Raw genomic sequence first — 12,381 nt, forward strand, 5'->3', positions numbered from 1 at the left:
ACGAGCCGGTGCCGGACCGAACCGTCTCAGGCAACGCCGGTAAATTCGTCGGACATTGGGGCATGAGCACGGATAAAAAAAGGCAGGATTGTGGCAAAGCATCACCAATTTCAACAGGCGTTTCGCAAACGTGACTGGACGCTGGAGAAACCGCGCGGTGCTGCCGTTGCCCGGCCGGGCCTTGCAATTCGGCAACGAAAGCGCCAACTTTGGTCGGCGTACGATTCATTGCGAGGATCCAGGCATGACTGATCGCAGCAGCGGGACGGAGGATGGGGACGCATCCGCAATATTGATCCCGCTGCATGAGGCAAGACGCGAACGCCTCGACCAGCCGGTGCGGTTCGACCGGCGCGAACTGGACCAGATCCTCAGGCTCTACGGCCGTATGGTTGCCGCCAATGAGTGGCGCGACTATGCCATCGACCATCTCGCCGACCGCGCCGTTTTTTCCGTCTTCCGCCGCACCAGCGAAGTGCCGCTTTTCCAGATCGTCAAGGATCCGAAGCTGGCGCGCCGGCAAGGCGCGTTCGCCGTCATCGCCGCCGGCGGGCGCATCCTCAAGCGCGGCCAGGAACTCGGCCGGGTGCTTGGCGTGTTCGACCGAACACTGAAGCTGGTCGAGGCGTAACCCTTTATTTTTGCAGGCGGAACTTGCGCTCGGGCAGCGATTGCGGATCAGGCGGGATGGACGCCCCGCCGTTGATCGGCAGCTGCATGAAAACCGTGTCCAGCCAGCGTCCGTGCTTATAGCCTGAGCCTTCCAGGCGGCCGGAATGACGAAAGCCGAGCTTCTCGTGCAACCGTACCGAGGCGCTGTCGGGCCGGCCGTCGCCGATCACCGCGATGATCTGGCGAAAACCCGCCGCCTTGGCCGCTTCGATCAGCCCTTGCATCAAGAGCAGCCCGACGCCTTGCCCTTTGGCCTCGGGCGCGACATAGACGGAATCCTCGACGACGAAGCGGTAGGCCGGGCGCGGCCGGAACGCCCCGGCATAGGCATAGCCGAGCACGCCGCCGGCCTTTTCCGCAACGAGATAGGGAAAGCCGCCCGCCATCAGAGTGTCGAAGCGCGTGCCCATCTCGGCGCGGCTCGGCGGTTCGAGTTCATAGCTCGCCGTGCCATTCGTCACCGCGTCGGCATAGATTTCCGTGATCCGGTCGAGATCGGCCGACGTCGCGGCCCGCAAGGTGATGCAGCTCATAATTTAGGCACGTCGTTCATCTGCCCTATATCACAGCAAAAGCCGGTACAAAAGAAAAGGGCGGCCATTGGGCCGCCCTTTTCGAACTCGCTGGTCCAGGAAAACCGTATTTAGCGACGGTCGCCCATGAACTGCAGCAGAAACATAAACAGGTTGATGAAGTCGAGATAGAGCCTCAATGCGCCCATAATCGCCTTGCGGCCGGCGACATCAGTCTCGTCGCCCTCGAAGTACATCTCCTTGATGTTCTGCGTGTCGTAGGCGGTGAGGCCCGCGAAGATCAGCACGCCGATCGCCGAAACGGCGAAGGAAAGCGCCGATGACTGCAGGAAGATGTTGATTACCATCGCGATGATCAGGCCGACCAGGCCCATGACCAGGAACGACCCGAACGCCGAGAGATCGCGCTTGGTCGTGTAGCCGTAGAGCGACAGCCCGCCAAAGGCGGCGGCGGTGGCGAAGAAGGTCTGCGAGATGCTGGCGGTGGTGTAGACCAGGAAGATCGACGACAGCGACAGGCCGACGAGGCCGGCGTAGACCCAGAATGTCGTCTGCGCGGCCGAAACGCTCATCGACTGGACGCGGAACGACAGGAACATCACCGCTGCCAGCGGGGCGAAGATCACCAGCCATTTCAGTGGCGAGCCGAAGATCGCGTAGCCGAACGAGGTCAGCATCTCGCCGCTTGGCAACGTCGCGACCGCCGAGGCGGGATCGCTGGTAGTGGCCAGCATGATTGTGCCGACCGCGGCAAGACCGGTGATGAGGAGGCCAAGCCCCATCAGATTGTAGACCTTGATCATGTAGGCCCGCAGGCCCTGGTCGATGGCAGCATCGACGCCGGCGCCGGGCACGGCGCGCGTCTGATAATTGCGAACGGGATCAGCCATGGAAATCCTCATATTGCTTCTGCCCCGTCCGGTGTCAGGTCCTTTTGAACCCAGGCGCCGCTGGCGGGGCTCCAGCATGCCTGCGCCGAAATATGATGGTTCTTGGCGTAAAGGACAAGACCGTAACCAAGCGTAATGCTCCGTGAAGTGCCGGAGATACGGTTTTATTGGCCTTCCCGCCCGGAACATTACCGAGATTTAATCGAAACCGGCTCTGGCTCAAAGATTCCGCAGCACCGGCGCCGCCTTGTGGCCCAGCACCCGCCACGTGCCGGCAAGGCCGATGCCGACCGTGACCACCAGCGAAAAGCCGATGGTCGCCACCGCCACCTCGGGCATGAAGTGCGATGGCAGCGTCATGATGCGCGCGACGACGAACCATGCCGCCACAGCGCCCGCCGCCAGCGCGAAGATCGCGGTAGCAAGGCCGATCAGCATATATTCCAGCGAAAACGCGGCGATCAGCGTTTTTCTGGTCGCACCCAGGGTCTTCAGCACCACCGCGTCGTGAATGCGAGCCCGGTTGCCGGCGGCGAGCGCCCCGGCCAGCACCAGCACCGAGGCGATCAATGCCACCCCCGCTGCTGCCCTGATTGCTGTGCCGAGTTGCGCCACCAGCCGGTTGATGATTTCGAGCGCGTCCTTGACCCTGACCGTCGTCACTGCGGGAAAGGCACGCGTGACGGCGTTGAGAAGATGCGCATCGTCGGCTGCCGACGCATTCGTCTCGGTCAGCGTCGCCAACCAGCCATGCGGCGCACCGGCGAACGTGTTGGGCGAGAACACCATGACGAAATTGATGCCCATGGTTTCCCATTCGACCTGGCGGAAATTGGCGATCTTGGCCGTGATGTTGCGGCCGAGCACGTTGACGGTGATGGTGTCGCCGAGCTTCAGCCCGATCTCTTTGCCTTCCTCGGCGGAAAACGAGACCAGCGGCTCGCCGGCATAGTTCTCCGGCCACCAGCTGCCCTCGGTCAGCGTCGCATTCTCCGGCAGCTTTGCGTCATAGGTCAGGCCGCGATCGCCGCGCAGTACCCAGGCGCCTTCGGCCGGAACCTTGACCTTGTCGACATCGACGCCGTTGAGCGCCATCACCCGGCCGCGCAGCATCGGCACCTTGATCAGCCTGCCTTGCGGTGCCTCTTTGCCGACCAGCGCGGAGAAGGCATCGACGTCACTGCTCTGGATATCGACGAAGAAGAAGTTCGGTGCCCTTTCCGGCAGGCTGCCCGAGATCTGCCGCCTGAGATTGCCGTCGATCAGCGCCAGCGTCACCAGCAGCGTCAGCCCGAGTCCCAACGACAGCACCACGGACGGCGTCAAGGCGCCAGGCCGATGGATGTTGCCGATGGCGAGCCTGAGCGCGGTCGAGCGCACGCGCGGGCTTTTCTTCGCCGCCCACTGCACCAGCGAGCCGACCACACGCAGCACCAGGAACGAAAAGATCGTGGCGCCAACGAAGATCGAGGCAATACGGCGGTCGCCGGAAAACAGGATCGCCAGTACCGCGAGCAGCAGCGCGATGCCCAATGCCGCGGCGATATAGAGCGGGCGGGGAAAACCGCGGCCCTCGAATCCCATTTCGCGAAACAGCGCCGTTGCCGGCACGTCGCGGGCGCGGCCGAGCGGCAGCAAGGCGAAAGCCAGCGTCACCAGCAGCCCGAACAGCGCTGCCATGCCGAGGGCGCCGGGATAGAACCCACCTTCCGCCGGCACTGGAATGACCGATTGGAGTGCCGCGCTGGCCGCGAACGGCATCAGCGCGCCAAGCACAAGGCCTAGCGTGATGCCGAGGGCGGCGATCATCAGGATCTGCACCAGATAGACGGCAAAGACGAAGCCGCCCGAAGCCCCCAGGCTCTTGAAGGTGGCGATGACGCCGCGCTTGCCGTCGAGATAGGCACGCACCGCATTGGCCACGCCGACGCCGCCGACCACCAGCGCCGTCAACCCAACCAGCGTCAGGAATTGCGAAAACCGTTCGATATTCGAGGACAGCGCCGGTGCTGCGTTGCTGCGGGTGCGGATCGACCAGCCGGCCTGCGGGAACTCTTTTGCCGCCTGGTCCTGGATCGCCTTGATCAGTGCCTCGCCGGTGCCGCCGGGCAGGCGGACCTTATAGGCGTTCTCGACCAGGCTGCCCGGCTGGATCAGGCCGGAAGCGGCAAGCCCGTCGGTCGACACCATCAGCCGCGGCGCAAAACCGAAGCCATCCGACACTGCATCCGGCTCGTTGACCAGCCTGGCACGCAGCTCGAACGTCGCGCTGCCGAGCTTCAGCCGGTCACCGATGCCAAGGTTCAGCCGCTCGAACAAGAGGTCCGGCGCGGCGGCGCCGAAGACCCCGGATTTTTCGCCGAACAGATCTTCTCGCGACAGCACCGGCTCGGTCTCCAGCGCGCCGTAGAGCGGATAGGCGCCGTCGACCGCCTTGGCCTCGACCAGCGCCTGGTCGGAGCCGTCCTCGAGCCTCGCCATCGAGCGCATATTGGCACTGTGCGAAACCGTGCCAAGCTGGTCGAGGAAGCTGCGTTCCGATCTGGTCGGATCGCGCTGGTTGAGCTGGAAGCGGAGATCGCCGCCGAGCAGCGTCTGGCCCTGGTCGGCAACACCGGCGGAAATCGCTTGCGCCACCGAATTGACGCCGCCGATCGCAGCGACGCCGAGCGCGATGCAGGCAAGGAAGATCAGGAAGCCGGACAGCCCGCCACGCATTTCTCGCAGCGAAAACCGAAAGGCGAGCCTCAGCGTGCGCGCCAGCGGCATCATGCGGTCACCCTGCCAGCCCTGGTGGCCGGCTTAGGCGCGTCTTCGATCCGCCCCGACCGCATCGACACCTGGCGCGAGCAGCGCGCCGCGAGTACCGGGTCATGCGTGACCAGCACCAGCGTCATGCCGCGTTCGGCCGCCTTGGCAAACAGCAGGTCGGCGACGTGCCGCCCCGTTGCCTGGTCGAGATTGCCGGTCGGCTCGTCGGCGATCAGGATGCGCGGCGACGGCGCCAGCGCCCGGGCGATCGCCACGCGCTGCTGCTCGCCGCCAGACAATTCGCCGGGGTAATGGGTGACGCGATCGCTCAAGCCCACCGCCGCCAGCTCGCGTGCCGCCACGCCGAATGGATCGACATGGCCGGCAAGCTCCAGCGGGACGGCAACGTTTTCCAGCGCCGTCATATTGGGGATGAGATGGAACGACTGGAACACGATGCCGATGTTTCGTCCTCGAAACGATGCGATCTCGTCTTCGCTTTTGCCGTTGAGCTGCTCGCCGGCAATTCGGACCGTACCCGAATCGACCCTTTCAAGTCCGGCCAAAACCATCAGCAATGTCGACTTTCCCGAACCTGAAGGTCCAACGATGCCGGTCGCTTCGCCGCCCGCAACATCGAGGCTGACGCCCTTCAGCACATGGACCGAGGATGCACCTTCGCCGAGCGTCAGCGATACGTCTTTCAGCGAAATGACGGCTTCTTCCAAAATCAAATCGTCCTATATGGGGGATGAAGGCTAGTGCATCCGATGCTCGACAAAGACGAAAACCTGCCTTCGCCAACAGATGTTCCTGGTCATATGGGGCCTGCCGCATGGCTTTCAAACATACCTTTGCCGCAGCGTTCGCCCTTTTCCTCGCCATTTGCGGCGCCATTTCGTCGGCGCGTGCTGAACCATTCACCATTGTCGGTTTCGGCGACAGCCTGATGGCGGGTTATGGCCTCGGGCCAGGTCAGGGCTTCACCGAGAAGCTGCAGGCGGCGCTGCGCGCCAAGGGCTACGATGTCACGGTCGCCAACGCCGGCGTCTCCGGCGATACGACGAGCGGCGGTCTGTCGCGGCTCGACTGGTCGGTGCCGGACGGCACGCAACTGGTCATCCTGGAGCTCGGCGCCAACGACATGCTGCGCGGCGTTTCGCCCGCCATAGCGGAAAAGAACCTGGACGCCATGCTGGCAAAGCTGAAGCAGCGCAAGATCGCCGTTTTGCTTGCCGGAATGCGCGCGGCGCCCAATCTCGGCGCCGACTACCAGAACGCCTTCGACGCGACCTTTCCGCGACTGGCTGAAAAATATGGCGTGCCGCTCTATCCTTTCTTTCTCGAGGGCATCGCCGGTCAATCCGTCCTGCAACTCGAGGACGGCCTTCATCCAAACGCCCGAGGCGTCGACCGCATCGTCGAGGGTATCCTGCCCAGTGTGGAGAAGACCATTGAAGCGGTCCGGGGCAATTCCTGAAGGCGAGGGTTCGCCGTCGCAACACCTTCCGAGGGGAAGCTTTTAGGCAGGCCTGCGACCAACAAACCCCTTGCCCCGTTTGGATATCGATGATTCGCTAGGGGCAAGAGTTCGATTCGAGGACAGGAGGCTTCCCATGCCGCGTCTTTTTACCGCCCTCGAGATACCGCGTGATGCCGCTCTTTCGCTGTCCCTGCTCAGGGGCGGCCTGCCGGGAGCCCGCTGGATCGACGTCGAAAACTATCATCTGACGCTGCGCTTCATCGGCGATGTCGAGGGCCATGTCGCCGACGACATCGCCAATGCGCTTGACCGTGTTCACCGCCCGTCCTTCCCGCTGACGCTGTCCGGCGTCGGCGCCTTCGGCCAGAAGAAGCCGCATGCGGTGTGGGCCGGGGTCGCCGCTTCGCCCGATCTTTCCGCATTGCAGGCCGAGATCGAGCGCATCTGCCAGCGGCTCGGCATCCCGGCCGACCCGCGCAAGTTCATGCCGCATGTGACGCTGGCCCGCCTGCGCAATTCGAGCCCACTCGATGTCGCCCAGTATCTGTCGGCGCGCGGCAATTTTTCGACGCTGCCGTTCCGGGTCGGCCGCTTCGTGCTGATGTCGTCGCGCGATTCGGTCGGCGGCGGCCCTTACGTCGTCGAGGAGGCCTGGCGGCTTTCAGGTGCTGACAACCGCGTCGCCAGCCGTTTGGTCGGCGCCGCCGACGCTTCGCGGATCATGCGGTAGACGGACATGGCCAGGGAGAAACTAGCAAAAGAGGCGATCCGCGCCGAACTTGCCGGCCTCGACGGCTGGTCGCTGGCCAAGGATGGCGGCTCGATCACCCGCACCTTCACCTTCAAGAATTTCTCCGAAGCCTTTGCCTTCATGGCCCGCGTCGCCCTGGCCGCGGAGAAGATGGACCACCATCCCGACTGGTCGAACGTCTATAAGACGGTAAACGTGACGCTCAGCACGCACGACGCCGGCGGCCTGACCGCGCTGGATTTCGATCTGGCCAGGAAAATGAACCGCTATTTCGGCGGCTGAGCCTGTCTGCACCTTGCAGCGAGGTTCGGCTTTCACCACATTTTGCCTCGCGGTCACGCGTGAAGCCACGCGACGGCCGCAAGGAGAGGTTGATGGCGCAAAAATCCGGTTTTGATTTCTTCGGCCTCGGCAGCAAGCCGGGCAACGAGAGCGAAGTGCGCGAAAAGTTCTGGCGTACGGCGAAGAAGGCCGCCCGGCAGATCCCGTTCATGGAAGAGGTGGTCGCCGCCTATTACTGTGCCATGGACAAGAAGACGCCGCTTCGCGCCAAGGGCACCTTGCTTGCTGCGCTCGGCTATTTCGTGCTGCCGACGGACGTCATCCCCGATTTCATCCTTGGGCTAGGCTTCACCGACGACATCGCCGTGCTGACCGCCGCGATTACCGCCGTCAGCGCCCACATCACGCCGGCGCACCGGCTCGCCGCCAGGCAGGCCATCGCCGACAAGAGCTGAGCCGGTGCGGCGCAAAAAATCGCGTGAGAACCGATTTTCCGGCCGTCAAACCCACCGCCGCACCCGCGCCTTGTAGGCGCGATAGGCATCTCCGAACTTCCGCTCGAGATAGCGCTCTTCCGGCGCGATAACGCCGGTATTGATCACCCACAGCAGCGGGACGACGAGCGCAATAGCCCAAAGACTTCCGGCCGCGACGCCGAGGCCCAAATAGATGAGGGTCGTTCCCAGATAGAACGGATTCCTAGTGCGCCGATAGATACCGTCGACGACCAGCGCCGTCGTCGGCAAGGTCGGTGGTATGTTGGTTCCAGCGGCCTGAAAGCGGCCCGCTGCCATAAAGATGAACACGAAGCCGCACACCGCGAGCACGGCGCCGGTCAGATAGCGGGCGAACGCCTGCCCGGCCATAACCGGGAGCGGCACGAGCACCTCGAGCACGGTTGCCGCCACCAGGAAGCCGAGGAAGATCAAAGGTGGCAACGCAATGACCCCGGCCAAGTCGGGGGCGCCCGATCCGCCCGCCGCCTCCCCGCCATCCGACCGGGGCACCGCGCCACCGGCCGCCACGCGGACGGCGACACGAACGCCGAACACGATCGCCAGGACGAATGTGCCGCCCGCCAGGATCAGAACTGTCTCGGAAATGGCCATGGCCAAATCTCCCGTGAGCCGCCGGGGAGGGCACCCCGGCCGAGCGCCGTGGCGGCGAACGCAGACATGGTACCGCCTGCAGGGAAATTCGTCACGCACCTCAAAAAGCGAGAATCGCCGCAAGACCTAGCTGCTTGAAAAGTCAAACTCTTGCCGTTTTCGTGGCCTCCAAGTCGCGGCAGGGACATTGCGCCAGCCGCTTTTTCCAGCGGCAGCGCGAAGACGGCGGCGGTTTCCTGGCGTGAACATCCTTTTCTAAGGAGAAATTCACCGTTTGGTAACCCAGATTAAATCAAAATGAAGCGACGGGCAGGACGCCGAGCCGGCCTGCCGCCGCACCAGTGGAATACGGGAAAAGCGATGCGCGGATTGATTGCTATAGTTTCCAGCCTGGCCCTGGTGGCCTTGACGGCGCCCGCGCTGGCGCAGTCGGCAACCAAGATCGGCCAGCATAATGCCTGGGGCACCTACAGTTATCAGGCGTCGGGCGGCGGCAAGGTCTGCTATGTCCTGACGGTGCCAACCGACAAGCAGCCGCCGACGCTCGATCACGGCGACATGTTCTTCTTCGTCAGCCAGCGGCCGGGGCAGCAAGTGTCCTACGAGCCGCAATTCATCGCCGGCTATACCTTCAAGGAAGGTTCCAAGGCCACCGTCACCATCGACAAGAAGTCTTTTTCGATGTTCACGCGCGGCAAGTCGGCCTGGGTCGAGAACGCCGCCGAGGAGCCGGTGCTGATCGCCGCGATGAAGACCGGCACCGACATGAAGGTGTCGGCCAAGTCCGGCCGCGGCAACACCACCACCTACGTCTTCTCGCTGAAGGGCATCTCGGCGGCGCTGGCCTCGATCGCGAAGTGCAAGTAGGCGGTTAGGCGCGGTCTTCCCTTCTCCCCTTGTGGGAGAAGGTGGATCGGCGCGCAGCGCCGAGACGGAAGAGGGGTGTTGGACGGAACGCCGTCGGCGCCAAGCTGGAACACCCCTCATCCGACCGAGCTTCGCTCGGCCACCTTCTCCCACAAGGGGAGAAGGAAGAACCCCGGCATGACTCCGCCGCTAACCTGTGCTATGCGCCGCGCTTCATTTCGGGCACGATGCTGTATTCGGCCGCAAATCGCTTATATTGGCGCAACAATGACCCTTTCATTCGATCTTACCGCCGAAGGCGCGCGTGACGCGTTGCGCACCCGCACGACGCCTGAAAAACCGTCGCTGATCGGCTTGACGCGCGCCGAACTCGGGGCCGCCCTCGTCGCCGCCGGCATCGTGCCGGAGCGCCAGGCGAAAATGCGCGCCCAACAGCTCTGGCATTGGATCTATGTGCGCGGCGTTTCCGACTTCGCCGGCATGTTCAACATCTCCAAGGATCTGCGCGCCGCGCTCGACAGGCATTTCACCGTCGCCAGGCCCGAGATCGTCGAGGAGCAGATTTCCTCCGACGGAACCCGCAAATGGCTGTTCCGCTTTCCGCCGCGCGGCGCCGGCCGGCCGGTCGAGATCGAGACCGTCTACATTCCCGAAGAAGGCCGCGGCACGCTCTGCATCTCTTCGCAAGTCGGCTGCACCCTGACCTGCTCCTTCTGCCACACCGGCACGCAGAAACTGGTGCGCAACCTGACCGCCGAGGAAATCCTCGCCCAGCTCTTGACCGCCCGGGACCGGCTTGGCGATTTCCCCGACCGCGACACGCCCGACGGCGCCATCGTGCCGGCCGAGGGGCGGAAAGTGTCCAACGTCGTCATGATGGGCATGGGCGAGCCGCTCTACAATTTCGAGGCGGTGAAGAAGGCCCTGCTTATCGCATCCGACGGCGACGGGCTTTCCCTGTCGAAGAGGCGGATCACGCTCTCGACGTCCGGCGTGGTGCCCGAGATCTTCCGCACCGGTGAGGAGATCGGCGTCATGCTGGCGATCTCGCTGCACGCCACCAACGACGATCTGCGCGACCTTTTGGTGCCTATCAACAAGAAGTATCCGCTGAACGAACTGATCGCTGCCTGCCGTGCCTATCCCGGCCTGTCCAACGCCAAGCGGATCACCTTCGAATATGTCATGCTGAAGGACGTCAACGATTCGATCGAGGACGCCAAGGCGCTGGTCAAGCTGCTCAAGGGCATCCCCGCCAAGATCAATCTGATCCCGTTCAATCCGTGGCCGGGCACCAACTACCAGTGCTCGGACTGGGAGACGATCGAGAAATTCGCCGACTACATCAACAATGCCGGCTATGCCTCGCCGATCCGCACGCCGCGCGGCCGCGACATCCTGGCCGCCTGCGGCCAGCTCAAGTCGGACTCCGAGCGCATGCGCAAGGTCGACCGGCTGGCGCTGGAAGCGATGATGATCGCGGGGCATGGCGAGGCGTGAAATACCTCAGGCGATTGGCAGTGACTTTGCTCTGCTACGCCCTGGCTGCCTTCACCATGTCTCTGGTCTTTTTCCTGCTCGATGCACTGATGTGGTGGCGTGTTCCCGCTTTCCTGTCCACTCGAGATAGTTGGTCGCTGTTGCTGCTTGGAGCGATGATCGCAGGCATCTTTGGCGCACCGCTGGCAATCCCGATGGTCATTGCTTCCCAAGTTCTCGAGGCGAGACGCTGGATTCTTTTTGTCGTCGGGGGAGCTTTCGTTGGGACGTGCGTATTTGCGGTCTGGAAACTGCATCCGTCGGCACAGAGGCCACCGGACGTTGACGTGTTGGTGGCCCTAATCATTGCGGGAAGCTTGGCAGGAGCCGTCTATCGCCTGGTCGAGAGCCGGTTCCTGCAAATGCCCGGACAATTCGCGTGAACCGCCTCGTCGCCTATCTGATCCGCTTCGCCGTCATCCTTGTCGGCTACGGCGTTGCTTCGCTGGCGGCAAGCGCCTTCCTTAACGTCATGTTCCTGGCGTCTCTTGGGCTGATAACGGACGAGACGCAACCGGCGGCGCAGGCGTCGCTGTGGTTTTCAATCCCCTTCGTCGCGCTGTTCGTCGCCTATTTCGCCTTCATGCCGGCCGCCATCGCCATCCTCGTCTCCGAGATCCTTGGCCGGCGTGACTGGCTGTTCTATGCGCTGGCGGGCGCAGCGGTGGCGGCGGTCTTCCTTGGCTTCGTCCACCAGACGGCCGATGCCAATTTCGAGGTTACCAATACCAGCGTCATGCTGGCGGTGATCGGCTGCGGCATGGTCGGCGGTATTTTCTACTGGCTGAGCGCCGGCCGCTCGGCCGGAAGCTGGCGTCAGATCGGACGCCCTATTTCGCCTGGGCCGTCAGGATCTTGAGCGCGAAGGCCGAAAAAACTCCGGCAAACAGATAGTCGACGACGCGGGTCACACGCGGGCTGGATTTCATCGCGGCCGAGAATTTTTCCGCCGCCAGCACCATCGGCGCCGTCACCGGGATCGCCAGCACGACGAACATCGCGCCGAGGAAGAACAGCTTTCCCGGCGCGTCGGGATCATGCGCGGAGACGAATTGCGGCAGGAAGGTCATGAAGAACAGGATGATCTTCGGGTTGAGCAGATTGACCCCGAGCCCCGCCGCCCAGCTGCGGAACAGCGAGATCTGCGGCCCGCTCTTCTTCTCCGGTGAAAACGCCGACCCTTTTGTGATCGCCTGCCATGCCAGGAAGACCAGATAGCCGGCGCCGAAAATCTTCAGCACGAAGAACGCCATCGGCGAGGCGACGATCAGCGCCGAGACGCCGACCACCACCAGCGTGGTGTGGATCAGCGTGCCGCACAAGGCGCCGGCCATCGAGGCAAAGCCGGTGGCACGGCCCTGGCTCAGCGTGCGCGACACGAACAGCGTCATGTCAGGCCCGGGCGTGATCGCCAGGATGAAGGTGGCGATGGAGAACTGGATAAGCGTCGTACTGTCGGGGATGAAGGACATGGCTCGTCTCGTAGCGGCAAAAGACGGCGCAG

15 protein-coding genes are annotated in these 12,381 nt (G+C 63.5%); 9 read left to right on the forward strand and 6 right to left on the reverse strand.

Translation table 11 applies throughout. The features are described 5' to 3' along the window. Window positions 1–244 precede the first annotated feature (244 nt). Entirely contained in the window at window positions 245–631 is a 387-nt protein-coding gene (locus tag NKH60_RS20585) for a DUF2794 domain-containing protein (RefSeq protein ID WP_031212724.1), read from the forward strand. Between the two features lie 4 nt (window positions 632–635). Here the strand turns inward: NKH60_RS20585 and NKH60_RS20590 are convergent, their stop codons facing one another. From NKH60_RS20590 to NKH60_RS20605, 4 genes are all read right to left on the reverse strand, one after another. Continuing rightward, window positions 636–1,205, reverse strand: coding sequence for a GNAT family N-acetyltransferase (locus tag NKH60_RS20590; protein ID WP_352832349.1), 570 nt, complete (start codon window positions 1,203–1,205; stop codon window positions 636–638). Window positions 1,206–1,315: 110 nt separating this feature from the next. Then, complete coding sequence (locus NKH60_RS20595) at window positions 1,316–2,095, reverse strand: Bax inhibitor-1/YccA family protein (RefSeq protein WP_254817871.1); 780 nt, start codon at window positions 2,093–2,095, stop codon at window positions 1,316–1,318. 219 nt (window positions 2,096–2,314) lie between these two features. Then, the gene (locus NKH60_RS20600) at window positions 2,315–4,864 is read right to left on the reverse strand and encodes an ABC transporter permease (protein ID WP_352832428.1); all 2,550 of its coding nucleotides are present in this window, start codon (window positions 4,862–4,864) and stop codon (window positions 2,315–2,317) included. Beyond that, window positions 4,864–5,574: an ABC transporter ATP-binding protein gene (locus tag NKH60_RS20605; protein ID WP_352832346.1), complete on the reverse strand. Its 711-nt coding sequence runs from the start codon at window positions 5,572–5,574 to the stop codon at window positions 4,864–4,866. The genes NKH60_RS20600 and NKH60_RS20605 overlap by 1 nt, the downstream gene beginning before the upstream one ends. Window positions 5,575–5,681: 107 nt before the next feature. Between NKH60_RS20605 and NKH60_RS20610 the strand changes: the two genes are divergently transcribed. The 4 genes from NKH60_RS20610 to NKH60_RS20625 all read left to right on the forward strand — a co-directional run bounded on the left by NKH60_RS20610 (window position 5,682) and on the right by NKH60_RS20625 (window position 7,817). Beyond that, a complete protein-coding gene (locus NKH60_RS20610; protein ID WP_352450197.1) occupies window positions 5,682–6,326 on the forward strand; it encodes an arylesterase in 645 nt (214 codons plus the stop codon). Window positions 6,327–6,462: 136 nt separating this feature from the next. Next, entirely contained in the window at window positions 6,463–7,059 is a 597-nt protein-coding gene (gene thpR, locus NKH60_RS20615; RefSeq protein ID WP_352832344.1) for an RNA 2',3'-cyclic phosphodiesterase, read from the forward strand. Between the two features lie 6 nt (window positions 7,060–7,065). Next, complete coding sequence (locus NKH60_RS20620) at window positions 7,066–7,362, forward strand: 4a-hydroxytetrahydrobiopterin dehydratase (RefSeq protein WP_352470832.1); 297 nt, start codon at window positions 7,066–7,068, stop codon at window positions 7,360–7,362. 92 nt (window positions 7,363–7,454) lie between these two features. Then, complete coding sequence (locus NKH60_RS20625; RefSeq protein WP_031212728.1) at window positions 7,455–7,817, forward strand: YkvA family protein; 363 nt, start codon at window positions 7,455–7,457, stop codon at window positions 7,815–7,817. Window positions 7,818–7,862: 45 nt separating this feature from the next. Here NKH60_RS20625 and NKH60_RS20630 read toward each other — a convergent pair whose 3' ends face one another. Next, window positions 7,863–8,471 (reverse strand): methyltransferase family protein, encoded by a 609-nt coding sequence (locus tag NKH60_RS20630; protein WP_352832341.1) that lies wholly within the window; start codon window positions 8,469–8,471, stop codon window positions 7,863–7,865. Window positions 8,472–8,831: 360 nt separating this feature from the next. Between NKH60_RS20630 and NKH60_RS20635 the strand changes: the two genes are divergently transcribed. From NKH60_RS20635 to NKH60_RS20650, 4 genes are all read left to right on the forward strand, one after another. After that, window positions 8,832–9,338 carry an invasion associated locus B family protein gene (locus tag NKH60_RS20635; protein WP_352832338.1) on the forward strand — a complete coding sequence of 169 codons (507 nt, stop codon included), beginning with the start codon at window positions 8,832–8,834 and terminating at the stop codon, window positions 9,336–9,338. A 267-nt stretch (window positions 9,339–9,605) separates the two neighbouring features. Continuing rightward, entirely contained in the window at window positions 9,606–10,838 is a 1,233-nt protein-coding gene (gene rlmN / locus NKH60_RS20640; RefSeq protein ID WP_352767342.1) for a dual-specificity RNA methyltransferase RlmN, read from the forward strand. Beyond that, the gene (locus tag NKH60_RS20645) at window positions 10,835–11,260 is read left to right on the forward strand and encodes a hypothetical protein (RefSeq protein WP_352470834.1); all 426 of its coding nucleotides are present in this window, start codon (window positions 10,835–10,837) and stop codon (window positions 11,258–11,260) included. Before rlmN ends, NKH60_RS20645 begins: the two co-directional genes overlap by 4 nt. Further along, window positions 11,257–11,736: a hypothetical protein gene (locus NKH60_RS20650; RefSeq protein WP_352540808.1), complete on the forward strand. Its 480-nt coding sequence runs from the start codon at window positions 11,257–11,259 to the stop codon at window positions 11,734–11,736. Before NKH60_RS20645 ends, NKH60_RS20650 begins: the two co-directional genes overlap by 4 nt. Here NKH60_RS20650 and NKH60_RS20655 read toward each other — a convergent pair. Further along, entirely contained in the window at window positions 11,708–12,349 is a 642-nt protein-coding gene (locus tag NKH60_RS20655) for a LysE family translocator (protein WP_023679833.1), read from the reverse strand. The genes NKH60_RS20650 and NKH60_RS20655 overlap by 29 nt on opposite strands. Window positions 12,350–12,381 lie beyond the last annotated feature (32 nt).

Source organism: Mesorhizobium sp. M1006, assembly GCF_040318825.1.
Classification (GTDB): domain Bacteria; phylum Pseudomonadota; class Alphaproteobacteria; order Rhizobiales; family Rhizobiaceae; genus Mesorhizobium.